This is a genomic window from Curtobacterium sp. MCLR17_055 (assembly GCF_003234305.1).
GTDB lineage: Bacteria > Actinomycetota > Actinomycetes > Actinomycetales > Microbacteriaceae > Curtobacterium > Curtobacterium flaccumfaciens.
Window position 1 is genome coordinate 52,484 of record NZ_QKSX01000011.1, and the last position, 24,592, is coordinate 77,075.

At 71.3% G+C, this 24,592-nt stretch carries 27 protein-coding genes; 14 read left to right on the forward strand and 13 right to left on the reverse strand.

Annotated features, from left to right (window positions below; genetic code table 11):
• Window positions 1–33: 33 nt before the first annotated feature.
• Together DEJ09_RS11050 and DEJ09_RS11055 are read right to left on the reverse strand one after the other, a co-directional pair.
• Entirely contained in the window at window positions 34–765 is a 732-nt protein-coding gene (locus DEJ09_RS11050; protein WP_111088642.1) for an SOS response-associated peptidase, read from the reverse strand.
• A gap of 108 nt (window positions 766–873) precedes the next feature.
• The gene (locus tag DEJ09_RS11055) at window positions 874–1,521 is read right to left on the reverse strand and encodes a hypothetical protein (protein WP_111088644.1); all 648 of its coding nucleotides are present in this window, start codon (window positions 1,519–1,521) and stop codon (window positions 874–876) included.
• A gap of 232 nt (window positions 1,522–1,753) precedes the next feature.
• Between DEJ09_RS11055 and DEJ09_RS11060 the strand changes: the two genes are divergently transcribed.
• From DEJ09_RS11060 to DEJ09_RS11070, 3 genes are read left to right on the forward strand one after another with little or no spacing between them, the layout of a single operon-like run.
• Window positions 1,754–2,179 (forward strand): organic hydroperoxide resistance protein, encoded by a 426-nt coding sequence (locus DEJ09_RS11060; RefSeq protein ID WP_027465016.1) that lies wholly within the window; start codon window positions 1,754–1,756, stop codon window positions 2,177–2,179.
• Window positions 2,180–2,189: 10 nt separating this feature from the next.
• On the forward strand, window positions 2,190–2,576 hold the full coding sequence (locus tag DEJ09_RS11065; RefSeq protein ID WP_111088646.1) for a YchJ family protein: 387 nt from the start codon (window positions 2,190–2,192) through the stop codon (window positions 2,574–2,576).
• A 34-nt stretch (window positions 2,577–2,610) separates the two neighbouring features.
• Entirely contained in the window at window positions 2,611–3,564 is a 954-nt protein-coding gene (locus DEJ09_RS11070) for an SDR family NAD(P)-dependent oxidoreductase (protein WP_111088648.1), read from the forward strand.
• 31 nt (window positions 3,565–3,595) lie between these two features.
• On the opposite strand, the gene DEJ09_RS11075 is transcribed toward DEJ09_RS11070, so the two are convergent.
• Window positions 3,596–4,462 carry a shikimate dehydrogenase gene (locus DEJ09_RS11075; protein WP_181433342.1) on the reverse strand — a complete coding sequence of 289 codons (867 nt, stop codon included), beginning with the start codon at window positions 4,460–4,462 and terminating at the stop codon, window positions 3,596–3,598.
• A gap of 58 nt (window positions 4,463–4,520) precedes the next feature.
• Between DEJ09_RS11075 and DEJ09_RS11080 the strand changes: the two genes are divergently transcribed.
• Window positions 4,521–5,528 carry an ABC transporter substrate-binding protein gene (locus DEJ09_RS11080; RefSeq protein WP_258373871.1) on the forward strand — a complete coding sequence of 336 codons (1,008 nt, stop codon included), beginning with the start codon at window positions 4,521–4,523 and terminating at the stop codon, window positions 5,526–5,528.
• Window positions 5,529–5,642: 114 nt separating this feature from the next.
• Here the strand turns inward: DEJ09_RS11080 and DEJ09_RS11085 are convergent, their stop codons facing one another.
• Complete coding sequence (locus DEJ09_RS11085) at window positions 5,643–6,047, reverse strand: DUF1304 domain-containing protein (RefSeq protein ID WP_111024254.1); 405 nt, start codon at window positions 6,045–6,047, stop codon at window positions 5,643–5,645.
• Window positions 6,048–6,107: 60 nt separating this feature from the next.
• On the opposite strand from DEJ09_RS11085, the gene DEJ09_RS11090 reads away from it, so the two are divergent.
• A complete protein-coding gene (locus DEJ09_RS11090) occupies window positions 6,108–6,431 on the forward strand; it encodes a chorismate mutase (RefSeq protein ID WP_111024253.1) in 324 nt (107 codons plus the stop codon).
• Window positions 6,428–7,516 carry a beta-propeller fold lactonase family protein gene (locus tag DEJ09_RS11095; RefSeq protein ID WP_111088654.1) on the forward strand — a complete coding sequence of 363 codons (1,089 nt, stop codon included), beginning with the start codon at window positions 6,428–6,430 and terminating at the stop codon, window positions 7,514–7,516. The genes DEJ09_RS11090 and DEJ09_RS11095 overlap by 4 nt, the downstream gene beginning before the upstream one ends.
• Before the next feature lie 165 nt (window positions 7,517–7,681).
• Here the strand turns inward: DEJ09_RS11095 and DEJ09_RS11100 are convergent, their stop codons facing one another.
• From DEJ09_RS11100 to purS, 4 genes are read right to left on the reverse strand one after another with little or no spacing between them, the layout of a single operon-like run.
• Complete coding sequence (locus DEJ09_RS11100) at window positions 7,682–8,602, reverse strand: 2-hydroxyacid dehydrogenase (RefSeq protein ID WP_111033674.1); 921 nt, start codon at window positions 8,600–8,602, stop codon at window positions 7,682–7,684.
• A 13-nt stretch (window positions 8,603–8,615) separates the two neighbouring features.
• Window positions 8,616–10,997 carry a phosphoribosylformylglycinamidine synthase subunit PurL gene (gene purL / locus DEJ09_RS11105; RefSeq protein ID WP_258373872.1) on the reverse strand — a complete coding sequence of 794 codons (2,382 nt, stop codon included), beginning with the start codon at window positions 10,995–10,997 and terminating at the stop codon, window positions 8,616–8,618.
• Window positions 10,998–11,014: 17 nt separating this feature from the next.
• A complete protein-coding gene (gene purQ, locus DEJ09_RS11110) occupies window positions 11,015–11,710 on the reverse strand; it encodes a phosphoribosylformylglycinamidine synthase subunit PurQ (RefSeq protein WP_027465024.1) in 696 nt (231 codons plus the stop codon).
• Window positions 11,711–11,715: 5 nt separating this feature from the next.
• Window positions 11,716–11,967, reverse strand: coding sequence for a phosphoribosylformylglycinamidine synthase subunit PurS (purS, locus tag DEJ09_RS11115; RefSeq protein ID WP_017886272.1), 252 nt, complete (start codon window positions 11,965–11,967; stop codon window positions 11,716–11,718).
• A 178-nt stretch (window positions 11,968–12,145) separates the two neighbouring features.
• Here purS and DEJ09_RS11120 point away from each other — a divergent pair, with 178 nt between their 5' ends.
• Window positions 12,146–12,754 (forward strand): PadR family transcriptional regulator, encoded by a 609-nt coding sequence (locus DEJ09_RS11120; protein ID WP_181433343.1) that lies wholly within the window; start codon window positions 12,146–12,148, stop codon window positions 12,752–12,754.
• Window positions 12,751–14,295 (forward strand): DHA2 family efflux MFS transporter permease subunit, encoded by a 1,545-nt coding sequence (locus DEJ09_RS11125; protein WP_111029803.1) that lies wholly within the window; start codon window positions 12,751–12,753, stop codon window positions 14,293–14,295. The genes DEJ09_RS11120 and DEJ09_RS11125 overlap by 4 nt, the downstream gene beginning before the upstream one ends.
• A 103-nt stretch (window positions 14,296–14,398) precedes the next feature.
• Here the strand turns inward: DEJ09_RS11125 and DEJ09_RS11130 are convergent, their stop codons facing one another.
• Together DEJ09_RS11130 and DEJ09_RS11135 are read right to left on the reverse strand one after the other, a co-directional pair.
• Window positions 14,399–15,220, reverse strand: coding sequence for a cytochrome c oxidase assembly protein (locus DEJ09_RS11130; protein ID WP_111088660.1), 822 nt, complete (start codon window positions 15,218–15,220; stop codon window positions 14,399–14,401).
• A gap of 166 nt (window positions 15,221–15,386) precedes the next feature.
• Window positions 15,387–16,700 (reverse strand): acyltransferase, encoded by a 1,314-nt coding sequence (locus tag DEJ09_RS11135; RefSeq protein WP_111088662.1) that lies wholly within the window; start codon window positions 16,698–16,700, stop codon window positions 15,387–15,389.
• 169 nt (window positions 16,701–16,869) lie between these two features.
• Between DEJ09_RS11135 and DEJ09_RS11140 the strand changes: the two genes are divergently transcribed.
• On the forward strand, window positions 16,870–17,376 hold the full coding sequence (locus tag DEJ09_RS11140; protein ID WP_258373873.1) for a Fur family transcriptional regulator: 507 nt from the start codon (window positions 16,870–16,872) through the stop codon (window positions 17,374–17,376).
• Window positions 17,377–17,471: 95 nt separating this feature from the next.
• Window positions 17,472–18,989, forward strand: a complete 1,518-nt coding sequence (locus tag DEJ09_RS11145) for a catalase (protein ID WP_111088664.1) — start codon at window positions 17,472–17,474, stop codon at window positions 18,987–18,989.
• A gap of 140 nt (window positions 18,990–19,129) precedes the next feature.
• On the opposite strand, the gene DEJ09_RS18155 is transcribed toward DEJ09_RS11145, so the two are convergent.
• The 3 genes from DEJ09_RS18155 to DEJ09_RS11160 form a co-directional block, all read right to left on the reverse strand.
• Entirely contained in the window at window positions 19,130–19,696 is a 567-nt protein-coding gene (locus DEJ09_RS18155) for a GNAT family N-acetyltransferase (protein ID WP_071405850.1), read from the reverse strand.
• A 110-nt stretch (window positions 19,697–19,806) separates the two neighbouring features.
• Entirely contained in the window at window positions 19,807–20,676 is an 870-nt protein-coding gene (locus tag DEJ09_RS11155; protein ID WP_111088666.1) for a VOC family protein, read from the reverse strand.
• Window positions 20,677–20,744: 68 nt separating this feature from the next.
• Window positions 20,745–21,530 (reverse strand): SDR family oxidoreductase, encoded by a 786-nt coding sequence (locus DEJ09_RS11160; protein WP_111088668.1) that lies wholly within the window; start codon window positions 21,528–21,530, stop codon window positions 20,745–20,747.
• Between the two features lie 127 nt (window positions 21,531–21,657).
• Here DEJ09_RS11160 and DEJ09_RS11165 point away from each other — a divergent pair, with 127 nt between their 5' ends.
• The 4 genes from DEJ09_RS11165 to DEJ09_RS11180 are packed head-to-tail and all read left to right on the forward strand — an operon-like array spanning window position 21,658 to window position 24,582.
• Window positions 21,658–22,233, forward strand: a complete 576-nt coding sequence (locus DEJ09_RS11165; RefSeq protein ID WP_139179293.1) for a hypothetical protein — start codon at window positions 21,658–21,660, stop codon at window positions 22,231–22,233.
• Window positions 22,230–22,871 carry a signal peptidase I gene (gene lepB / locus DEJ09_RS11170; protein WP_111088670.1) on the forward strand — a complete coding sequence of 214 codons (642 nt, stop codon included), beginning with the start codon at window positions 22,230–22,232 and terminating at the stop codon, window positions 22,869–22,871. The genes DEJ09_RS11165 and lepB overlap by 4 nt, the downstream gene beginning before the upstream one ends.
• Window positions 22,868–23,686: a helix-turn-helix transcriptional regulator gene (locus DEJ09_RS11175; protein ID WP_146245713.1), complete on the forward strand. Its 819-nt coding sequence runs from the start codon at window positions 22,868–22,870 to the stop codon at window positions 23,684–23,686. The genes lepB and DEJ09_RS11175 overlap by 4 nt, the downstream gene beginning before the upstream one ends.
• Window positions 23,687–23,724: 38 nt before the next feature.
• A complete protein-coding gene (locus tag DEJ09_RS11180) occupies window positions 23,725–24,582 on the forward strand; it encodes a helix-turn-helix domain-containing protein (protein ID WP_111024233.1) in 858 nt (285 codons plus the stop codon).
• The last annotated feature ends 10 nt before the right edge of the window (window positions 24,583–24,592 follow it).

The window sequence follows — 24,592 nt, forward strand, 5'->3', positions numbered from 1 at the left end:
CGGGCCTCCTGTCAGCGCGCGGGGCGCGACCGTCTACGCGACGGGCGCGATGAGCTGCGGTCCGTCGTTCCGCACGCTGTTCACCGTGCGGGAGACCTCGTACTGCTCCAGGCCCGCGGCCACCGCCAGCGACTCGTGGTCGAGCAGGGCCAGCAGGTCGTCTGACCGGAGGTCGCCGCCGAGCCAGTCGTCGTAGCCGTCGGGCGTCAGGAACGCCGGCATGCGGTCGTGGACCTCGCCCGGGGCGACGTGGGCGTCACGGGTGATGATCGCGAGCGACAGCCGCCACTTGTCCGGGTCGCCCTCGGGCTTCGTGGGGTCGGGCCAGGCGCTGACGACGCCAGCCATCGCCAGGGCGCCGCCGGGTTCGTGCACGAAGTGGGGTTCCTTGCCGTCCTCGCGCACGACCCACTCGTAGTACCCCTGCGCCGGGACGATGCAGCGGTTCGTGGCGAAGGCCCGCTTGAACATGCCGCTCGTCGCGACCGTCTCGATGCGGGCGTTGATCGGCTTCGGGCGCTGCTTCTGGAAGTCCTTCGCCCAGCTCGGCACGAAGCCCCAGCTGATCTGCGGCAGTTCCCGTTCGCCGTGCCGCTGGCGGACGGCGTACACGGGGTCGGTCGGGGCGACGTTCCAGCTCGGGGCGAGGCCGGTGTGCACCTCGCCGGTGTCCTCGTCGACGTGCTCGGTCCGGGCGGCGAGCTCGCCCATGAGCTCGGGCAACAGATCGGCCGTGGTGTCGGAGACGACGAACCTTCCACACATGCGCCCAGTGTGCCCGTCGCCGCCGACAGTGGTGCGCGTCGGGGCGCGCCGTTCACGCTTCGCGAGCAGGAATGGTCGAGTGCCCCACAGTGACTCGACCGCTTCTGCTCACGAAGTGGGGTGTGCGGGCGTCTCGGGTGCGGGTGCGGGTGCGGGTGCGGGCTCGAGGGACTCGGCGGCCAGGCGGGCTCGTTCGGAGCGGCCGAGGCGGATGACGTACTCCGACAGCCCGATCGTGTACACCGCGATCAAGAGCACCTGGAACCCGCTGGCGGCCCCGAGGACGAACGCGCCGAGGACGGCGACGAGACCCGAACCGAGCAACGGTGCGACGCGGGCGAGCGTGCCGATCAGCCCCCGCCGCAGCAGGACGGTGTCGGTGCGGACGATCTCGCGGTGCTCCGGCAGGACCGGCACCGGCCGACGCTGCACGTACAGCTGCGTGGCTCCCCGCGCGGCGAGCTGCCACGAGGGCCGCACCTGCCGACCGTTGATCGTCGTCGAGGGGTCCGGCGGCTGCCACGTCGGGATGCACGCGAAGGCGAGCAGTCCGACGCCGAGCGCCAGCAGCACCATCGCGACCACGCTGCGGACCGGAGTGGTCCCCGTCCAGTCGACCCGGGCCTCCAGGACGGCCATGCCGACCAGCGCGACGACCGCCGCGATGCCGGACCACAGGGCGGCACGACGGACGCGTGCCGGATCCAGCACGTCCGTGACGTGCCGGCGGAAGACCTGCCAGCCGAGCGTGAACATCAATCATGTCTACCCGGCGCTGATGTTGGGTGCCCGCGCGCTTTGCGTTCAGTGAGCAGAAGATGTCGGGTGCGGGCGGGGGACCGACATCTTCTGCTCACTCGATGCACGGCGCCCCCGCGCCGCATCCCCCACCCGGACACGCCCGAGTGCCCCGCGCCCGGAGCCGCCGCACCCGCGACGTGGTGGTGCCGATCAGGATTCGTCCAGGCGAGCACGGTGACCTCGGACCATGAGTCTCGACATCGTCTACACCGCCGCTGCCCACGCCACCGGAGGCGGCCGCGACGGGCACGTCCGCAGCGAGGACGACCGGCTCGACCTCGACACCCGCCCGCCCAAGGAGATGGGCGGCAGCGGCGAGGGCACCAACCCCGAGCAGCTCTTCGCCGCCGGGTACGCCGCGTGTTTCCTCGGTGCCCTGCACGCCGCCGGCAAGGAGCTCGAGGTCGACACCACCGGCGCCGAGGTCTCCGCCGAGGTCGGCATCGGCGGCACCGGCAACGGCGCCTTCGGCCTCGCCGTGGAGCTCGACGTCTACGCCCCGAACGCCCCGCAGGAGCAGCGCCAGCGACTGGCCGAGCGTGCACACGAGATCTGCCCGTACTCGAACGCCACCCGCGGCAACATCACCGTCACCCTGTCCATCGTCGACTAGCGTTCGGCCGGTGGTCACCGACACGACGCGCTGCCCCTGCCTGAGCGGCAACCCCTACGGCGAGTGCTGCTGCCCCCTGCACGCCGGGGCCGTCGCACCGACCGCGGAACGGCTCATGCGCTCCCGCTTCAGCGCCTTCGCGCTGGGCCTGCCGGAGTACCTGCTGCTCACCTGGCATCCGCGCACCCGTCCGGCGGGTCTCGAGTTGGACCCGACCCAGCGCTGGACCCGGTTGGACGTGCTGGCGACCACCTCGGGAGGCCCGTTCGACTCCCACGGCACCGTCACGTTCCGCGCGTGGTGGCGTTCCGACGACGAGCGCGGCACGCTCGAGGAGACGAGCGACTTCGTCCGCGAGCAGGGACGATGGTTCTACGTGGACGGCGTGGTCGCCTGACGACTGCGCACCACGCCAGCTGACAGGAGCCCACATGCCCGCACGCGACCTCACCCGCTTCAGCGACCGGACCACGGCCGCCGAGGTCGTCGACGGCCTCGACCTGACGGGGCGCACGGCGATCGTCACCGGTGCGGCGTCCGGCATCGGCGTGGAAACCTCCCGAGCACTCGCCGGAGCCGGGGCGTGCGTGACGCTCGCGGTGCGGGACGTCGATGCCGGCCGACGGGTGGCGGACGACATCGCCCGGTCGACGGGGACGGAAGCGCCGGCCGTCGTCGAGCTGCACCTGGACCGGCCGGCTTCCGTCGAGGCCTTCACCGCAGCGTGGTCGGGGCCGCTCGACGTGCTCGTCGCCAACGCGGGCATCATGGACGCGCCCGAGTCGTACACGTCCGCCGGGTGGGAGTCACACTTCGCGACCAACCACCTCGGGCACTTCGCCCTCGCGCTCGGGCTGCACGACTCCCTGGCCGCCTCGGGTTCGGCACGGATCGTCTCGGTGTCGTCGAGCGGCCAGGGTGGTTCGCCCGTCGTGTTCGACGACCTGTTCTTCCGCCGGCGTCGCTACGAGCCCGGACTCGCGTACGGGCAGTCGAAGACCGCCAACGTGCTGTTCGCCGTCGCCGCCGGCCGGCGGTGGGCCGCCGACGGCATCACCGCGAACGCCCTCATGCCCGGCGGGATCTGGACCGGGCTGCAGAAGCACTGGGACCCGGAGGTGCTGGCCGCCACGAAGATCGCCGCGGCCGACGCCGTGAAGTCCCCGGAGCAGGGAGCCGCGACCTCGGTCCTGCTCGCCACCGCTCCCGAACTCGACGGGGTCACGGGCCGGTACTTCGAGGACTGCCACGAAGCAGCGGTGGTGGAGCGGATCGAGGACGGCCTGCACGGCGTGCTGCCCTGGGCCCTCGATCCTGACCAGGCCGATCGGCTGTGGGACGTCTCCGTCGCGCTGCTCGACGCCGAGGCGCGATCCCGCGGCTGAGCGAGGGCGCCAGGGTCGTCGTCGTCGTCGGCTAGCTGCCGATGACGGCGGGCAGGTCGACCGCGGTGCGCATCGCCCGGCGGACCCCGGCCTCGTCGGGGAGTAGCTCGTCCTCGTCACCGGTCAGGAAGAACCGGATCTGCCCGATCGCCTGCTCGGTGAGCATGTCGAGGCCGTTCAGCACGCGGCCCCCGGCGTCGGTCCAGCGGCTGGCGACCACGGTGGGCCACGGTTCGTAGGCGACGTCGAACAGCACGGCGTCCGGCCCCGACGGACGGAACTCGAGCGGGTCGGCGGCACCACCCGGCAGCGTCGAGAGGACGAACCCGTGGTGCGTGCCGGCGAGTTCGGTCAGGGGGTGCACCTCGAGTGTCACCCCGAGCCGGACGGCCAGGTCGACCAGCGCACGGGTCTTCGCGGTGTCGCGGACGAACACCCGGACGAGCGATGCCCCGAGCCGCACGGCAGCGGTCAGGGCGCTCGCCGCGGTGGCTCCGCCGCCCAGGACCGTGGCCTCGCCGGGCAGGTGTCCGAGTGCCTCGACCGGGCGGACGAGGCCCTGCACGTCGGTGTTCGCACCGGCTCGGACGATCGTGGAGCCCTCGTGGCGGAACGCGACCGTGTTGGCGACCCCGAGCTCGTCGACGAGCGGGGTGGTGCGGTCGAGCAGCGGCAGCACCTCGCGCTTGAGCGGCATCGTGAGGCTTAGCCCACGCCATTCCGGACCCAGCCCCGCGACGAACGCGGCGAGCTCGCCGGACGCGACCTCGTGCCTCCCGTAGGTGAAGGGCAGGTCGAGCGCATCGTAGGCCGCTGCGTGGAGCGTGGGCGAGAGCGAGTGCGCGATGGGGGAGCCGAGCACCGCGAGGTGCGTGCGGCCTGGATCGGTGAACGCCACGGTCACCCAGCCTAGCCAGCCGTTTTCCTGCGCACCCCGTTAGGTTAGGCTACCCTTCGTGAACCGTTCTCCCTTGCGTCTCCGACGCGTGCTCGCCGCAGCCGGCGCCGTCGTCGCAGCGTCCCTCGTCCTCGCCGGCTGCGCGTCCGGCTCCGGCTCCTCGACCGACTCGGCGTCGACGGGGTCGTCCGACGCCGCGTTCCCGGTCTCGATCACGACCGGCCTCGGCACCACCACCATCGAGTCGGCGCCGAAGCGCGTCGTCGCGCTCGGGTGGGGCGACGCCGAGACCGCGCTCGAGCTCGGTGTGCAGCCGGTCGGTGCGAGCGACTGGCTCGCGTTCGGCGGCGACGGTGTCGGTCCGTGGCTCAAGGGTGCGTACGACAAGTCCCCGAAGATCATCCAGACGCTCGAGCCGAGCTACGAGGACATCCTCAAGCTCAACCCCGACGTCATCCTCGACGTGAAGTCCTCGGGTGACAAGGAGCGGTACGACAAGCTCTCCGCGATCGCGCCGACCGTGGCGATCCCGAAGGGCGGCGCGAACTACCTCGCGTCGACCGAGCAGCAGACGACCATGATCGCGAAGGCGCTCGGCAAGGAGTCCGAGGGCAAGAAGCTGCTCTCCGGCCTCGCCGACGCCTACGCCGCAGCACGCAAGGCGCACCCGGACTTCGAGGGCAAGACGGCCGTCGTCGGTGCCTACAGTTCCGAGGGCTTCGGGGCGTACGCCTCCACGGACAGCCGTTCGACCTTCATGCGGAACCTCGGCTTCGAGATCCCGAAGGCCATCGACGAGCAGGCCGGCAAGGAGTTCTCCGTGCACCTGTCCGACGAGAACCTCGACCTGCTCGACGCCGACCTGACGCTGATCCTGCCGATCTACGTCGACGCGTCAGAGGCCTCGTCGAACAAGCTGTTCCAGAAGGTGCCGTCGGTCGAGGCCGGACACTCGATCGTCTTCGACGACAAGGACGTGTCGTCGGCGTTCTCGATGGGGACGACCGCCGCGATCGAGTGGGCGCTCGACAAGCTGCCGGCGCAGTTCGAGGAGAAGCTCGGATAGAGCAGGTCGTTGCTGCTGGCCGGTTCCGCTGGTCAGCACCGCGAAAGCGACAGGGTGCCGCCGATGTTCGGTGGCACCCTGTCGCTTTCGCAGTTCGGGGGAGGGTGAGCTGGGCTAGACGCCGATGGTGGAGCCCAGCAGCGCGAAGAGCAGCGCGATCAGGGGGAGCGTGCCCTGCTTGAACGCGGAGTTGACGTACTTGCGACCCGAGCCGATCAGGATCACCGCGGCACCGAGCATGCTCGCGGTCGAGAACACCACGAGGGTCCAGCCGCTCACGGTGTTGCCGGCCAGCACGAGCACGACGCCGAGGATCGCCCCGATCGCCAGGAACAGGTTGTAGAAGCCCTGGTTGAAGGCGAGCGAACGGGTCGCCACGGCTTCGGTCTCGGAAGCGATGCCGAAGATCCGGCGCGCTTGCGGACTGGTCCAGATGACCGATTCGAGGAAGAAGATGTACACGTGGATGAGGCCCGCGAGGACCGCACAGACACCCGAGATCACCAGCAGGACCGACATGTGCACATTCTCGCAGCAGCGGGCCGGGTTCCGCTGCACGTCCGCCAGTAGGCTCGGACCATGAACGACGACGTCACCCTGTCCGAGGCCGACGCGAGCGCCGTCGCCGAACTGCGGAGCATCCGGCAGAGCATCGACAACATCGACGCCGCCGTCATCCACATGCTCGCGGAGCGCTTCAAGTACACGCAGCGCGTGGGGCACCTGAAGGCCGAGTCGGGCATGCCCGCCGCCGACCCGGACCGCGAACGGATCCAGGTCGCACGGCTCCGCTCGCTCGCCGCCGACTCCCACCTCGACCCCGCCTTCGCCGAGAAGTTCCTCAACTTCATCGTGGCCGAGGTCATCCACCACCACGAGCGCATCGCGGGCCGCGACGAATGAGCGCCGAGCTGCCGACGCTGCTCATCGGGTCCTACACGGCGACCGGTGGCGGCAACGCCACGGGCATCTCGCTGGTCGACGCCGGACCGGTCGGAGCCGTTCCGGCACCCCGGACCGTCGCGGTGCTCGACGACCCCTCGTTCCTCGCCGTCTCCGGTGACCGGGTCTACGCGGTCTCCGAGACGAACGACGGCGCCGTGTCGGCCTTCCGGCTGCAGGGTGGCGCACTCGAACACCTGTGGGACGCCCCCGCCGGCGGAGACGCCCCGTGCCACGTGCGAGTCGACCCCTCGGGCACGCTCGTCGTCACGAACTACGTCTCGGGCACGGTCACGGCGATCTCCCTCGCGCCGGCCGAGTCACACGCGGCGTCGGTGACCGCCAGCGACGGTGTGGTGCTGCACGGGGACGCCGACCAGCGTTCGGTGCCGACCGAGGCCGTCGCGGTCGCCGTGCTGCCCGACGCCACCGGCCCTGACGACGACCGCCAGGACGGCCCACACGCCCACCAGTCGATCGCGACCCCGGACGGCACGGTGCTCGTCGCCGACCTCGGCGGCGATGCCCTGCACGAGTTCCGCGTCGCGGTGTCGGTCGACGGGGTCCCCACCATCGAGGCGCTCCGCGTGCACCACGTGACACCCGGCGCCGGCCCGAGGCACATGGCCTGGATCGACGGTGACCTGCTCGTCGCCGGCGAACTCGACGGGCGTCTGCACCGCCTGCGCCGCGACGACTCCGGGTCGTTCGTGACGATCGCTGCCGTGCCCACCTTCGACGGTGCGGTGGGGGAGTCGCTGCTCAGCCACATCGAGGTCGACGAGGCCGGCCGCGTGTACGTGGCCGTGCGCGGGCGGGACCTGCTCGTGGTGCTCGACGCACGTGACGGCGGGCTCGCCGTCGTCGGATCGGTGCCCTGCGGTGGGGTCTGGCCGCGGCACTTCGCGCGGGTGCCCGGGTTCGTCCTGGTGGCGAACCAGATGTCCGACGCCGTCGCCGTGCTGCCGCTCGACGCCGAGGGCGTGCCCGGCGAAGCCGTCGCGCAGATCCCGGTCGGCACGCCGACCTGCGTCGTCCCGCTCTGACGCCGGCGTGTTCGTGCCCGCGTGACGCCGGCGTGTTCGTGCCCGCGTGACGCCGGCGTGTTCGTGTGGCGCCCCGAAGTCATCGAGACGCCCCCGAATTCGGCGGCGTCTCGACGACACCGCGGCGTGCGAGCGATACGCCGGCGTGTTCGGAGCCGCAGCGCGCTAGAACTCGATCAGGTTCTCGAACGGGCGGCCCTCGGCCAGTGCGGCGACCTGCTTGCGCATCAGCTCGATCGACCGCGGCACGCTCAGGTCGGTGTTGCCGCCGACGTGCGGGGTGAGCACGGTGTTCGGCGTCGTCCAGAGCGGGTGTCCGGCGGGCAGGGGCTCCGGGTCGGTGACGTCGAGGGCCGCGAACAGCCGCTCCGACCGCAGTTCGGCGACCAGGGCGTCGGTGTCGACGACCTTGCCGCGCGCCACGTTCACCACGAGGGCACCGTCCGGCAGTGCCGCGAGCAGCTCCGCGTCGACCAGGCGTTCGGTCTCGGCGGTGAGCGGCGCGATGAGCACGAGGACGTCGGTCGTCGGAGCCAGCTCGGGCAGCTCGCCGAACGCGTGCACGTGCCGGCCGTCCTGCTCGCGAGCGGTCCGGGCGACCACGGTCACCTCGGTGCGGAACGCCTCGAACCGGGTGGCGATCGCGGACCCGATCGCCCCGTAGCCGACGACGGTCACCCGGCGGTCGGCGAGCGATCGGGTCTCGCGGGCGTCCCAGACGCCGTTGGCACGGTCGACCTGGAACGCCGAGATCTCACGGAGTGACGTCAGCGCGAGGCCGACCGCGAGCTCGGCGGTCTCGTCGTCGTGGATGCCACGACCGTTCGCCAGCTGCGCGTGACCGGGCACGTGCGGGACGGCGTGCTCGTACCCGGCGCTCGGCAGCTGCAGCAGCTGGAGCTCGGGCAGGTCGTGCACGAACTGCCAGCGGTGCCGCCCCTCGAAGTAGAACGGCAGGAACGTGATCGCGACGTCGTCCGGGCGACCGTACGGCGACTCGACGTCCCAGACGTCCAGCTCGATGCCGTCGGGCACGGGGCCGAACCGGTCGACGAGCTCGGCGAAGGGCAGGGTGACGATCGGCATCCGCGATCCGGGCCTAGGCGTCGGTGCGCGGCGAGAAGGCACCGTCGGAGTCGAGCGGCCCGCGGCCGACGTACCCCTCGGTGACGTCCTCGACGATCACGTCGCCGAAGCGGGCCGGCAGCGTCGCGGCGTGGGTGCCGCGCAGCTCGTCGACCGTGGCCTCGAACGCGCCCTGGACCTCGAGCGTGCTCGACGTCGCGTCGGTCACGCCGATGCGCAGCACCGGGAAGCCCCGGCCGTCGCACATGCCCTGGAACCGCACGTCGTCCTCGCGGCGGACGGTCACGATGACGCGACCGGTCGACTCGGAGAACAGCGCCGTCGCGGTGTCGATGCCGTCGCGGGTCTCGAGCTCGTCGAGGACCACGCGAGCGCCGATGCCGAAGCGGAGCACCGACTCGGCGAGCGACTGGCCCAGGCCACCGTCCGCCAGGTCGTGCGCGCTGGTGAGCAGCTGCTCGCCGGACGCCGCGTACAGCAGCTCGGCGAGGGCCTTCTCGCGCTCGAGGTCGACCGCCGGCGGACGCCCGCCCAGGTGCCCGTGCACGGTGCCGGCCCACGCGGAGCCGTCGAGCTCGAGGCTCGTGGTGCCGAGCAGGTAGATGTTGTGGCCGTCGTCCTGCCACCCGGACGGCACGCGCTTGGCGACGTCGTCGATGATGCCGAGCACGCCGACGACGGGCGTCGGGTGGATGGGGGTCGAGCCGGTCTGGTTGTAGAACGAAACGTTGCCGCCGGTGACCGGGATGCCGAGCTCCATGCAGCCGTCGGCCAGACCCTCGACCGCCTCGGAGAACTGCCACATGACCTCGGGGTTCTCGGGGGAGCCGAAGTTCAGGCAGTCGGTGACGGCGGCGGGGACGGCACCGGTGACGGCGACGTTGCGGTAGGCCTCGGCCAGCGCCAGACGGGCACCCTGCTTCGGGTCGAGCTGGCAGTAGCGGCCGTTCGCGTCGGTGGCGATGGCGACACCGAGGCCCGTTTCCTCGTCGACGCGGATCATGCCGCCGTCGTCGGGGAAGGACAGTGCGGTGTTGCCGAGCACGTAGGTGTCGTACTGGTTCGTGACCCAGTTCTTCGACGCCAGGTTCGGCGAACCGAGCAGGCTGAGGAACTGTGCCTTCAGCGCGGGGCCGTCGGCCGGTCGGTCGAGCGAGGCAGCGGTGTCGGCCTGCAGCGCGTCGATCCAGGTCGGGTAGGCGACCGGGCGGTCGTAGACCGGGCCGTCGACGGCGACCGTGCGCGGGTCGACGTTCACGATCTCCTGGCCCTGCCAGTCGATGACGAGTCGGCCGGTGCCGGTGACCTCGCCCAGCACGCTGGTCTCGACCTCCCACTTGCCGACGACGGCCAGGAACTCGTCGAGCTTGTCGGGGCGGACGACCGCCATCATGCGCTCCTGGCTCTCCGACATCAGGATCTCTTCGGCGGTGAGCGTCGGGTCGCGGAGCAGGACGTCGTCGAGCGAGATGTGCATGCCGCCGTCACCGTTGCTCGCGAGCTCCGAGGTGGCGCAGGAGATGCCCGCGGCGCCGAGGTCCTGGATGCCCTCGACCAGGTCCTTCTGGAACAGCTCGAGGCAGCACTCGATCAGGACCTTCTCGGCGAAGGGGTCGCCGACCTGCACGGCCGGACGCTTGGTCGGCCCGCCCTCGGTGAAGGTGTCGGACGCCAGGATCGACGCGCCGCCGATGCCGTCGCCACCGGTGCGGGCACCGAACAGGACGACCTTGTTGCCGGCACCGGAGGCGTTCGCCAGGTGCAGGTCCTCGTGGCGCAGGACGCCGACCGCGAGCGCGTTGACCAGCGGGTTGCCCTGGTACACCGGGTCGAAGTAGGTCTCGCCGCCGATGTTCGGCAGGCCGAGGCAGTTGCCGTAGAACGAGATGCCACCGACGACGCCGTGCACGACGCGTGCGGTGTCCTCGTGGTCGATCGCGCCGAAGCGGAGCTGGTCCATCACGGCGACGGGGCGGGCGCCCATCGAGATGATGTCGCGGACGATGCCGCCGACACCGGTGGCCGCGCCCTGGTACGGCTCGACGTAGGACGGGTGGTTGTGCGACTCGACCTTGAAGGTCACCGCCCAGCCGTTGCCGACGTCGACGACACCGGCGTTCTCGCCCATGCCGACCATCAGGTTCTTCGTCATCTCCGGCGTGACCTTCTTGCCGAACTGACGGAGGTAGTTCTTCGAGGACTTGTAGGAGCAGTGCTCGCTCCACATCACCGAGTACATCGCCAGCTCGCCCGACGTGGGGCGGCGGCCGAGGATCTCCTTGATGCGGGCGTACTCATCCGGCTTCAGGCCCAGCGCGTCGTACGGCTGCTCCTTGTCGGGGGTGGCTGCCGCGTCCTGCACGGTGTCGGGCTTCGGGCGAACGGGTGTCGTCACGGTGTCGTTGTTCCCTGTCACTTGACGAGCGCGTGCTCGATCACGGAGGTGAAGAAGGTCAGGCCGTCGGTGCCCGAGGCCATCGCAGCGGGGGTGTCCGGGCCGAAGCCGGCCTCGGTCGCGTGCTCGGGGTGCGGCATCAGGCCGACGACGTTGCCGCGCTCGTTCGAGACGCCGGCGATGTCGTCGATGGAGCCGTTCGGGTTCACGCCGACGTAGCGGAACACGACCTGGCCGTTGTCCTCGATGCGCTTGATGGTGTCGGCGTCCGCGACGAAGCGGCCGTCGGCGTTCTTCAGCGGGATGGTGATCTCCTGCTGAGCGCTGAAGCCGGAGGTCCAGGCGGTCGCGGTGGTCTCGACGCGGAGCTTCTGGTCGCGGCGGATGAACTGCTGGTGCGCGTTGCGGGTGTGCGCTCCGGGGACCAGACGGGCCTCGGCCAGCATCTGGAACCCGTTGCAGATGCCGAGCACGGGCATGCCCTTGCCGGCGGCGTCGATGACCTCGGCCATGATCGGGGCCTTCGCGGCGATCGCGCCGGCACGCAGGTAGTCGCCGTACGAGAACCCACCGGGCAGCACGATGGCGTCGACGCCCTGCAGGTCGTGGTCGCCGTGCCAGAGGGCGACGGGGTCGGCACCGGCGAGACGGACGGCGCGCTGGGCGTCGCGGTCGTCGAGCGAGCCGGGGAACGTGATGACGCCGATGCGCATCCGGGTCACTGGCCTTCGACCGTCACGGACACGACGTCCTCGATGACCGCGTTCGAGAAGACGTCGGCTGCGATGTCGCGGACCTCGGCGAGCTTGGCGTCGTCGACGGGGCCGTCGACGGTCACCTCGAAGCGCTTGCCGATGCGGACGTTGGTCAGGTCGGCCTTGCCGAGGCGGGCCAGGGCGTTGCCCACGGCCTTCCCCTGGGGGTCGAGGATCTCTGCCTTGGGCATGACCTCGACGACGATCGTTGGCACGTGTTCTCTCCAGCACTTCAGGGGTGGGGGGACGCGACCAGTCTACGGGGCGCGCGCGACACGCCGGGACGGCCACGGGCCTCCAGACCGGCCCTTGCTGTGCGGTTGTTCATGTCTGTTCCAACGCGTATATTCCACTTCGAATAGTCAACAACGAACAAGCGGACTGGAGGCACGTGTGCCGTCGCTCACGCCACTCGCGTTCGCCGCGCTCGGGCTCCTGGCCGAGGGGCCGACGCATCCCTACGAGATGTTCCAGACGATGACGCACCGACGGGACGGTCGGAACGTCAAGGTCCGGCCCGGCACCCTGTACCACCAGGTCGGCCGCCTGGTGGAGCTCGGCCTCGCCGAGATCGTGGGGACCGACCGGGCGGGCAACCGTCCGGAACGCACCACCTACGCCATCACGGACGAGGGGTGGACGGCCCTGCACGACGGGCTCGTCCGGCTGATCGCCGAACCGGCCGAGGAGTACCCCGTCTTCCACCTGGCCGTCGCCGAGATCGAGAACCTGTCGGTCGACGAGGCCGAGTCCGCACTCCGGGCGCGGGCCGTCGCACTCCGGGCCCAGCGCGACGAGGCGGACGAGATCCTCGGGGTCGTCCGTGCGAAGGACCTGCCCGAGCGGTACTGGCTCGACGTGTCGTACGTGCGTGCCATGCTCACGACGCAGATCGAGTGGCTCGCCGCCACGGCCGACCGGATCGCCGCCGGCCACATCTCCTGGGACGCCTCCGTCGCGTCCGCAGACACCACCACGAACAGCAAGGAAACCACTCGATGACCACCGTCACGCCTCCGCGGACGACCGAGAAGAAGCCGTGGCCTGCCCTGTGGGCACTCGTCGTCGGGTTCTTCATGATCCTCGTCGACTCGACCATCGTGTCGGTCGCCACCCCCACCATCGCCCAGAAGCTCGACGCGGACATCAACTCCGTGATCTGGGTGACGAGCGCCTACCTGCTCGCCTACGCCGTGCCGCTGCTCATCACCGGCCGGCTCGGTGACCGCTTCGGCCCGAAGGTCATGTACCAGATCGGCCTCGTGGTCTTCACGCTCGCCAGCCTGTGGTGCGGCCTGGCCGGCTCGATCGAGGTGCTGATCGTCGCCCGCGTCGTGCAGGGCCTCGGCGCCGCGATGATGAGCCCGCAGACCATGTCGGTCATCACGCGCATCTTCCCGCCGCAGAACCGCGGCGCAGCCATGGGCCTCTGGGGTGCCGTCGCCGGTGTCGCGTCGCTCGTCGGCCCGATCGTCGGCGGCCTGCTGGTCGACGGCTTCGGCTGGGAGTGGATCTTCTTCGTGAACGTCCCCGTCGGTGTCGTGGCGTTCGTGCTCGCGCAGCGCTTCGTGCCGTCGTTCGAGCGGCACGGACACCGCTTCGACTACCTCGGCATCTTCCTGTCGGCAGCGGGCCTGTTCCTGCTCGTCTTCGGCATCCAAGAGGGCGAGACCTACGACTGGGGCGTCATCGCCGGCCCGATCTCGGTGTGGTCGCTCATCATCGTCGGCCTCGTGGTGCTCGCCGGCTTCGTCGTCTGGCAGGGCGTGCAGAAGGGTGAGCCGCTGCTGCCGCTCGGCCTGTTCAAGGACCGCAACTTCACGCTGGCCAACGTCGCCATCACGGCCGTCGGTGTCGCGATCGCCTCGTTCGCGCTGCCGATCATGCTGTGGGCACAGGACGTCCTGCGCTTCTCGCCGACCCAGGCCGCACTGCTCCTCGTGCCGCAGGCCGTGCTGTCCGCCGCGCTCGCGCCGATCGTCGGCAAGAACCTGAACCGCTGGAACCCGCGCTGGGTCGCCTCGTTCGGGCTCGCCTGCTTCTCGGTCGGCCTGTTCTGGTTCGGCGCCCTGCTGTCGAGCGGTGCCGAGTGGGGCTGGGTGCTCCTGCCGAGCGCCCTCCTCGGTCTCGCCAACGCCTGCATGTGGGGACCGCTGTCCGTCTCGGCGACGCGCAACCTGCCGCCGAAGCTGGCCGGTGCCGGCTCGGGCGTCTACAACACCACCCGCCAGATCGGTGCGGTGCTCGGCTCCGCCGGCATCGCCGCTCTGATGGAGGCCCGGATCACCGCGAACTTCCCGGCGTCGTCCGGTGGGGCCTCGGCCGGTGGCGCGGAGCAGCAGGTCGGCGCGCTGCCGGGCTTCCTGCTCGAGCCGTTCTCGAAGGCCATGGGTGAGTCGCTCTACCTGCCGGCGATCGTGCTGATCGTGGCCATCGTCGCCGCACTGTTCCTGGCGAAGCCGAAGCAGACCGTCGCGTGGCAGCAGACCGGCTCGGTCACCACGCAGCCCGACGCCGAGCCCGCGGGGGCCCCGTCGAAGTAGGGCACGAGCGCTTCGGCGCCCAACGAGTGAGCAGAAGAAGTCGAGTCACCTCCGGGTACTCGACTTCTTCTGCTCACTCGTGTCGGGGACTCACCCCCGCCCGTCAACTGCGGCGCTGCAGGTGCGCTCGGGTGAGTTCGTCCATCTGTTCGTCGGTCAGGGCGTCGACGTCCCGGGCCTCGCGGCGGTCGGTCCGCTGCCACCGGATGAACAGGGCGACGAGCACGGGGATGTCCGCCACCTCGGCGATGAACCACAGTAGGTCGCCCGCCAGGTGCTGGTCCTGCAGGGGCGACGGGTACCAGGCCCGCCCGACCACCGGCACGAGCGATCCGTCGAGCACGTGGTTCGTGATCCGCAGCACGATGCCGGGCACCGCGTCGACGACGAGCTCGACGAACGCGAGCAGGAACTCGGCCGTGGCGAACGTCGACGAGACGAGCACGCCGACCTCGGACAGCGGCGCGAGCAGGCCGAACCCGAGTGCCGGCACGGTCACGGTGATGACGGCGGCCCAGGCGGGGGACTCCCGGATCACCGCCGAGAACGGGGTGAGCAGGACGGCGAACAGCGCGAGCGCGACCAGCGGGGCGACGATCGCGTTGCCGAGCAGCCGCACCGGACGTGACCCCATGACCGCGTCGGCGACCTGCGCGAGGCGAGCCGGGCCTCCGATCCGGAGCAGTGCGACGGGCGCACCGAGCGCGGCGAAGGTGGGGACCGCGAAGAACAGCAGGGCGGCCCGCAGGACGAACGCCCAGCGCAACCGCTCGTCGTCGACACCGACGATGCCGAACTGCAGGACGCCGAACAGCACGAGCGCCGTGGCGAAGGCGAGCGTGCGCCACCACGGCCAGCGGGCACCCCGTCGAGCCGCGCCGACGACCCAGCGGCCGTAGGCGAGCGCGGCGACGACGAGGAGCACCGCCGCCAGGGGGTCGAACCGCCAGGTGCTCCAGAACTCGGGTGTCGACGGCGTGGGGAGCCTCCTGGGGATCAGGCGGACTCGTCCTTCGCGCCGCCGGAACCATCCTCCGTCCGCCCGACGTCCGGCGGGGGTCCGTCGTGGCCCCGCGACGGTGAGAACCGGTTCAGATCCGGGCGACCCCGCGTGCCGGGACGGTCCGCGACAGCAGCCAGACGCCCACCGGCACGGCCACGGCACCGACGAGCGCGACGCCGAACGACAGGTGCAGCTGCATCACGAGGAACGCCGGGCCGATCGTGCAGAGCGCGGCGAACGCGACGACCGGCCACGACGGACGGTCGGCCGACGGCAGCAGCCGTGGGAGCGGCCGGTCGAACCAGCGCAGCGCCCTGGCCACCCCGATCGCGACGGCGAGCACCACCACGAGTGCGACGATGCGCGACGCCCACCACGGACCGGAGCCCGGTGCCGGGAACGGCACCCCGACGAGCAGGGCGATGCCGTTCAGTGCGATGAACAGCGGCAGGTGCCACAGGTAGATCGTCATGCCGTCGCGGCCGAGCACGAACACGGCACCGAGCGCGGCACGGGTGCGCATCAGCCGGGTGAGCGGCGCGTGCACGAGCTGGACCAGGCAGGCCTGCGCGATCGCCAGGAACGCCAGCGGGAGCATCGGCGGGTTGAGGTCCTGCAGCATGTCGGGTGCCCAGAGCCCGACCGAGGTCATCGGCACGAGCACGGCGTACGCGGCGACGGCGATGGCCAGCAGGAGCACCTTCGACCGGCGAGCGAACCAGCCGTCGGCCCACAGGAACCCGAGCTGCTGCGCGAAGAGCCACACCGGCCCGAGGTTGAGCAGGCCGACCTCGGCGACCCCGGTGGCCAGGCGGACGGCGTCGACCGCCCCGGCGAGCACGAGCAGCACGGCGAGGGTGGCCCACGGTGCTCGCTCGTGCAGGCGCATCATCACGGGGACGCAGCACTGGGTGATGCCGTAGGCCGCCAGGAACCAGAGCGGCGAACCGATGCCGAACGCGACCTCGGCCAGCAGCTCCGGCGGCGTGCCCGCGGCCGTCGCGACCCCGAGCCCGAGCGCGAGGAACACGAACAGCGGCACCGCGGGCCGGAACAGCCGCACCAGGCGGGTGGCCAGGTAGTCGCGGGCGGGGCTCGGCGCACCACGGGCGACGGTGCTGCGCCAGCCGACGGCACTCGCGAACCCGCCGACCACGAAGAACAGCGGCATCACCTGTCCGACCCAGGTGGCGGCGACGTACCAGGGGAGTTCCTGCAGCGGGCTCGTGACCCGCACCCCCTGGTCATCGGCGGCGACGCCGACCATCGAGATGTGCACGATGACGACGAGGACGACGCAGGCCGTCCGGATGAGGTCGACGACCAGGTCCCGCTTCGCGATGATCCCCCGGACGTCCGCGGTGCTGTTCGCCTGTTCAGGCAGACCCTGGCTCGTGGACATGTCCGGACGTTAGCGTGCGGAACGGTCGGTCCAGTGTCGTCCCAGCTGATCGCGACCGGATCGTGACACTTCGTATTCCGGTGGCGGCATGTGGGTCCTCGCTGGTCGGCAGCAGAAGCTCGTGTACAGTGAACGCGTTGTCTTGATTCCTGCAAAAGAAAGGCTCAGCATGGACGCCGACGCCGATCTGCTCCGTTCCTCGGGGCTCCGGGTCACGACCCCGCGACTCGCGGTGCTCCGAGCGACCGACTCGATGCCGCACGCCACCGCGGACGACATCGTCACCGCGCTCGCCGTGGAGCTGCCGACCACCAGTCACCAGGCCGTCTACGGCGTGCTGAACGCCCTGACCGGCGTCGGGCTCGTCCGCCGCATCGAACCGGCCGGCAGCCCCGCGCGGTACGAGCGCCGCACCGGTGACAACCACCACCACATCGTCTGCACCCTGTGCGGCGCGATCGAGGACGTCGACTGTGCGGTCGGCCACTCGCCCTGCCTGACCCCGTCCGAGACCCACGGCTTCGCGGTCACCACCGCCGAGGTCACCTACTGGGGCATCTGCGAACGCTGCGCAGCGGCAGAGCGCCACGACGCGGAACACGACGACGCAGAGCGCGATCACCCAGACGCGCCCGGCGTGAACGCGCAGGCCCCCGGCGCCCCCACGCCCGCCTGACGGCGACCGCCCACCGCACCGGCCGCACGACGCGCCGGACCCCGAACCACCCGAGCACCCCTGACCGAACCAACGTCCCACCTCCAGGAGGAACCGTGTCCGACCAGAACACGCCGACCGGCACCCCGACCACCACGACCAACAGCGGCGCACCCGTCTCGAGCGACGAGCACTCGATGGGCGTCGGGGCCGACGGCCCCCTCGCGCTGCACGACCACTACCTGGTCGAGAAGCTCGCCCAGTTCAACCGCGAGCGCGTCCCGGAGCGGGTCGTGCACGCCAAGGGCGGCGGCGCCTTCGGTACCTTCACCGTCACGCAGGACGTCTCCCGCTTCACCCGTGCCGCGTTCCTGCAGCCGGGCAAGCAGACCGAGATGCTGGCCCGCTTCTCCTCCGTCGCTGGCGAGCAGGGCTCCCCGGACACCTGGCGCGACCCCCGCGGCTTCGCGCTGAAGTTCTACACCGAAGAGGGCAACTACGACCTCGTCGGCAACAACACCCCGGTGTTCTTCATCCGCGACGGCATCAAGTTCCCCGACTTCATCCGCTCGCAGAAGCGCCTGCCGGGTTCGCACCTGCGTGACCACGACATGCAGTGGGACTTCTGGACCCTGTCGCCCGAGTCGGCGCACCAGGTCACGTGGCTGATGGGCGACCGCGGCCTGCCGGCGAGCTGGCGCGAGATGGACGGCTTCGGGTCGCACACCTACCAGTGGATCAACGCCGAGGGCGAGCGCTTCTGGGTGAAGTACCACTTCATCACCGAGCAGGGCCACAAGACCCTGACGCAGGAGGACGCCGACCGCATCGCCGGTGAGGACGCGGACTTCCACATCCGTGACCTGCACGCCGCGATCGAGCGTCAGGACTTCCCGCGCTGGACCCTCAAGGTGCAGGTCATGCCCTACGAGGACGCCGCGACCTACCGCTTCAACCCGTTCGACCTGACGAAGGTGTGGCCGCACGCGGACTACCCGCTCATCGAGGTCGGCACGATGGAGCTCAACCGCAACCCGGAGAACTACTTCGCGCAGATCGAGCAGGCGACCTTCGCCCCCTCGAACTTCGTGCCCGGCATCGCGGCGAGCCCCGACAAGATGCTCCTCGCGCGCATCTTCAGCTACGCGGACGCACACCGGTACCGCGTCGGCACGAACCACGCCCAGCTGCCGGTGAACGCCCCGAAGAACGAGGTCCACTCGTACTCGAAGGACGGCGGCATGCGCTTCGACTTCCAGAAGTCCGAGGTGCCGGTGTACGCGCCGAACTCGCTCGGCGGTGCGCACGCCGACCCGAACGCGACCGACGACGCCCCGGGCTGGGAGTCCGACGGTGCGCTGCAGCGTTCCGCCGCGACCCTGCACCCGGAGGACGACGACTTCGGCCAGGCCGGCACGCTCGTCCGCGAGGTCCTGGACGACGCCGCCCGTGAGCGCCTGGTCGGCAACATCGCCGGCCACGTCTCGAAGGTGACGCGCGACGACCTGCGTGAGCGCGTGTTCGCCTACTGGGCGAACGTCGACGCCGACCTGGGTGCGCGCGTGCGCGCCGCGGTCGCGCCGAGCGCGCCGGGCTCCAACGAGGACCCGGAGAAGGTCGCGGTCGAGGCGTAAGCCCCACTTGACGACCTGACGGACGGGAGGCCCGGTACCAGCTGGTACCGGGCCTCCCGTCCGTTGGTCGTTGCGTCTAGACCTGCTGGCCGTTCAGCCAGATCGGGCCGGCGCGTCGGGGGTGTGCCCAGTCCTCGTGCTCAGACCTGCTGGCCGTTCAGCCAGATCGGGCCAGCGGGCCAGTCCTCGAGCTGCGCTGCCACCGGCAGCGCCATCCAGCCGCCCTGCTCGGTGTTGCTGACGCCCGCGCCCTCGGCGGTGAACGCCGAGAAGGTGCCGACGGCCTCGGGGAACTCGTGCCAGCCGAGCTTCGCGTAGAAGGGGATGCGGTCCTCGCCGGCCCCGAGGAACCCGAAGGGGACGCGGAGCCCCTCGAGGACCGCCGCGGTCCGGGTCATCAGCTCGCGGCCGACGCCGGTGCCCTGCAGCCGGGGCGACACGGCGACCAGGCCGGTGTCGCCGACCAGGACGTCTTCGCCGCCGACGGAGATGTACATGCGGCGGATGCCGACGTGGGCCAGGACGACCCCGTCGGCGTCGTGCGCGAGCACCCGGCGTTCCGGCTGCATGCCGGACCAGCTCCGGCCGCCCACGTACCAGTGCGACCAGTCGGGGAAGGCCTGCCCGAGCAGCGCTGCGATCGCTTCGTGGTCGGGGAGCGACAGCGTGCTCTCCTCGACCACCTCCCACCGGATGTCGTCAGTCACGGGTCCATCCTGCCGGTCCGGCGGCCGGTGTGGGGAGGTTTCGCGCTGGGCGACACCTCGCGGGTCCGGGCACGCGTGGGGTGTCGCCCAGCGCGAAGCGCCGCGACGTGTCAGCCGCGACCGGGCGCGGTCACCTCGATGCGGTTCGCCCAGGGGTCGTCGAACGCGACTGTCCGGCCGTCGTCGGCGAGCTCGACGCCGCCGTGCCGCATGCGTTCGGTCAGGGCGCCGAGGTCGTCGGCCGCGGGGACCTCGATGCGCACGAGCCCCAGGCCCAGTGCGAGCTGTCGACGCCCGGCGCCGCGGGAGTTCCACGTGTTCATGGCCATGTGGTGGTGGTACCCGCCGGCGCTGACGAACAGGGCATCGCCGAAGCCGGCGGTGGTCTCGAAGCCGAGAGTGTCCACGTAGAAGGAGCGCGCGGCGTCGACGTCGCCGACGGACAGGTGCACGTGGCCGACCCTGCCCGGGCGTGCCGCGGCGGTGTCCAGGGCGTCCTGCGTCAGGTGGGACTGCAGGAACGCGTTCGGGTCGACGTACTTCGTGTCCATGTCGACCATGCCGTGCGTCCACGACCACTCGGTGCGGTCGCGGTCCCAGTACAGCTCGACGCCGTTGCCCTCGGGGTCGGTGAAGTAGAACGCGTTGCTCACCAGGTGGTCGGCGCTGCCGGTGAAGGACGCCGGGTACTGCGTGGCGACCGAGTACAGCGCGGCGGCCAGGTCGGCACGGGTGTCGAACAGGATCGCCGTGTGGAACAGTCCGGCCTCGCGTGGGCCGGCGTGCTGCATCGCGGGCGCGTGCTCGAGGATCACGATCGGCGTGCTGCCGCGACCCAGCACGGCGACGCCGCCGTCGTGGGAGAGCAGCGACAGCCGCACGCCGTCGCGGTAGTACCGGATCATCGCGTCGAGGTCGGCGACGCGGAGCGTGACGGCGCCCATCCCGGTGTCGGCGGCGAGCAGTTCGTGCGTTTGCATGCACACAGTGTGCGCCGAATTAGTTGACGCGTCAACCAATGCGATGACGCGTCAACCAGATCGGTGCGTCAGGCGCTGTTCGAGATCCCGCCGTCCGACTTCAGCAGCTGCCCGTTCACCCAGGCGCCCTGCTCCGAGCAGAGGAACCCGACGAGCGCGGCGGTGTCCGACGGGCGTCCGAGCCGGCCGAGTGGGGCGCCCTCGACGGCCCACCCCTTGACCTCGTCGGACATCCAGCCGGTGTCGTTCGGGCCCGGGTTCACCACGTTGGCGCTGACGCCGAGGCTCCCGAGCTCCTTCGCAGCGCCGAACACGATCCGGTCGAGCGCGCCCTTCGACGCCCCGTACGGCAGGTTGTACGCGATGTGGTCGCTCGTCAGCGCGACGAGCCGGCGGCGGTCGCGCGGTGCGGCCTCACCCGCGCGCTCGAGCCCGGCCGCGTAGGCCTGCACGAGCAGGAACGGTGCGCGGGCGTTCACGGCGAAGTGGCGGTCCCACGACTCGACCGTGGTGGTGCGGAAGTCGGAGTCGACGGACTCGCAGTGCGACATGACGAGGGCGGTGACCGGGGCGCCGGCTTCCGCCTCGGCGCGGCCGACGAGCGCGGCCGCCTGCTCCGGGTCCTCCAGGTCGACCGGGAGGCGCGTCACCCGTGCTCCCGCCGCCTCGCACTCCTGCACCACCGACTCGACCCCGTCCGGGTCCGCCCCGCCGCTCACGCGGTCGTCGTAGGGCCCCCACCACGAGATGGCGAGGTCCCAGCCGTCGGTCGCCAGCCGGGTGGCGAGCGCTGCGCCGATGCCGGCTCTGCGGCCCACCCCGGTCACCAGGGCGAGGGGTCGTGCGGACGTCATGCGTGCCTCCTGTCCGGCGCTCCGTCGCACCGATCGGCACCCAGTCTGCCGGAACCGGCCACCCGTGTGACCATCGCACCCGGTGTCCTGTCGGCGGACGGCCGACCGCGGGGGCCAAGATGGACGGATGCCACGCACACGACGGCCCTCGCGACCGGGGCGCGGACCCCGCGGCGGTCGCCCGGACCCCCGCGACCTGCCGCTCGAGCACGTCCGCGACCGGATGTCGTCGTACATCTACGGCAACATCACGGTGCTCGCCGTCGCGATCGCGGTGAACCCGGAGCAGATCCACCACGGTGCCGCGGTGGCGACCGTCCTGGCGACCGCGGTGCTGACCTACCTGGCGCACGTGCTCGCGCACCTGGTCGCGCACGGGCTCGGCGACGACGGCGAGGAGTCCGCTGCGGACCGCGCTGCGCGCCGCGACTCGGTCGCGACGATCGTCCGGAACGCCAACCCGATCGCGACCTCCGGCATGATCCCGGCGGTCCTCTACGCGGCTGCCTGGATCGGGTGGCTGCCGGCGGAGTGGGCACAGGTCGCGGCGACGGTGATCCTGGTCGTGCGCATCGGGCTGGTGGGCGTGTTCATGCAGCGGTTCAGCGGGAAGCAGCCCACGTTCCTCGGGTTGTGGGGCGGCATCGTGCTGGCCGCGGTGGCGTTCGTGATCGGCCTCGTCAAGGTGGTGTTGACGCATTGAGCGACACGCACGCCGACGCGCACGCCGAACCCGCGCCCGAGAGCGAGCCGAAGCGCGGCGGTCTGCGGTTCCTGCGCGACCTCGTCATCATCGTCGTCGTGGCGCTGTTGGCGTCCTTCCTGGTGAAGGCGTACCTGGTCCGTTCCTTCTACATCCCCTCGGCCTCGATGCAGAACACGCTGCTCGTCGGGGACCGGGTGCTCGTCAACGAGCTCGTGCCCGGGGTCGTCCCACTGCAGCGCGGTGACGTCGTGGTGTTCCAGGACCCGGGCGGCTGGCTCGGCATGGGCCAGGGCGACGACCTGATCAAGCGGGTCATCGGCCTGCCGGGTGACACGGTGTCGTGCTGCGACGCCCGGGGTCGCCTGTCGGTGAACGGGCACGCGGTGGACGAGCCCTACGTCGTGCTCGAACGCGGGTCGGACCGTGTCGCCGGGAAGGACTTCGAGATCACCGTGCCGAAGGGGCGCATCTGGGTGATGGGCGACAACCGCTACGACTCCGCCGACTCGCGCGTGCACGGCACCGTGCCGGTCGACGACGTCGTGGGGCGCGCCTTCGTGACCACGTGGCCCGTCTCGCGGTGGTCGGTGCTGTCCCGGTACGGCGACGAGTGGGACCGGGTCCCGACGCCGTGACCGCGGACGACGAGGGCTTCGGCTACGAGACCGGCGGGGACGACGATCTGTCGATCCACCGGATCGCGACACCGGGCAAGCGGTCGGGGACGATCGGTCCGCGCCCCGACCACGTCGTGTTCTGGCTCGCCGACGGCCGGGCCAGCCTGACCGCCGACGACGGTGAGCACTGGGAGGTCGGCGCCGAGCGGCCGATGATGCTCTCGGCGTCCGTCGCGTACGGGTTCGAGACCGACGCGACCGCCACGACGCTGCTGCACCTGTCACCGTCGCTGCTCGGCGACACGGGGGAGTCCTCGGTGTTCGGGCAGCCGGACGCGGCCGATCCCGCACTCGAGCCGCTGCGGGCACTGCTGCGCGAGGCCTCCGGGCGCATCCTCGACCCCGGCCTGCCCGCCGACGACCGTGCGGCCCTGAACCGGCGGATCGCGACCGTCGTCCTGTCGACCTTCGCCCGGTCGCGAGCGGACGTCGCGGACCGGATGCGGCGGGCGATCGGCTTCGTGCACGACCACGCCGACCGGACGCTGACGGTGGCGGACGTCGCAGCGGCCTGCGACCTGAGCGAGCGCGGGCTGCAGGACCTGTTCCGCCGTCGTCTCGGCGTCACCCCCATGCAGTACCTGCGCGAGGTCCGGCTCGACCGGGTGCACCTGGAGCTGGGGCGGCCGGGTTCCCGCGCGCTGCTCGTCAGCCAGGTCGCGCGGCGGTGGCGGTTCACCCACCTCGGGCGGTTCGCGGCGCACTACCGGGAACGGTTCGGGGAGCAGCCGCACGAGACCATCGCGCGGAGCGGCACACCCGGAGAACGGTAGTTCTCGCGTTCTTTGCGGATTCCGGCTATCCTGCTCGCGTGGATGCGCGACGGTCCGAACTGGGGCAGTACCTCCGCGCCCGTCGGGCACTCGTCCAGCCCGAGGACGTCGGCCTCACCCGCGAGCCCGGACGACGAGTGGACGGCCTGCGCCGCGAAGAGGTCGCGCGGCTCGCGGGCATCAGCCCCGAGTACTACCTGCGGCTCGAACGCGGCCGTGACCACCAGCCGTCCGACCAGGTGCTCGTGGCGCTCGGCCGGGCACTGCGGCTCGACCACGAGGCGGTCGACTACCTGCGCCGCCTCGCACACGCCGAACGCCGCCGCCCCGAGGGGGTCGTGCCGCCGGGGCTCGACGACTCGGTCCGGTCGCTCCTGGCGCAGTGGTCGCACACCCCGGCGTTCGTGATGGACCGCAACCAGGACATCATCCTGTCCAACGCCCTGGCGAGCGCCCTCGGCCCCGGCTACATGGAGCCGGGCGCGAACCTCGTCCTGCAGATGTTCTCCGAGGCGTCCCGGCAGCACGCGGCCGAATGGGACCGCACCGCGCACCGGGTCGTCGCCGCACTCCGGCTGCACGCCGAACCCGAGGATCCCCGGCTGCAGGAGATCGTCGGCACGCTGACCCTGCAGGACCCGGACTTCGCCCGCATCTGGGCCCGGCACGACGTCGCCGTGCAGCGCACCGGGGTCTCGCGGCACTGGATCGACCCGATCGGCTGGGTCGAGTTCCGCTGGCAGAACCTCGCGATCCCGGGCAGCTCGCACGTGCTCGTCACCTTCTGGGCCGACCCCGGCACCCCCGCAGCCGCGGCCGTCGCGTACCTCGCCGCGCAGGTGCAGCAGGGCACCGCGCGCCGGGAACCGGTCGCGGGCGAGACCGCGGTGGGCTAGCCAGGCGGTC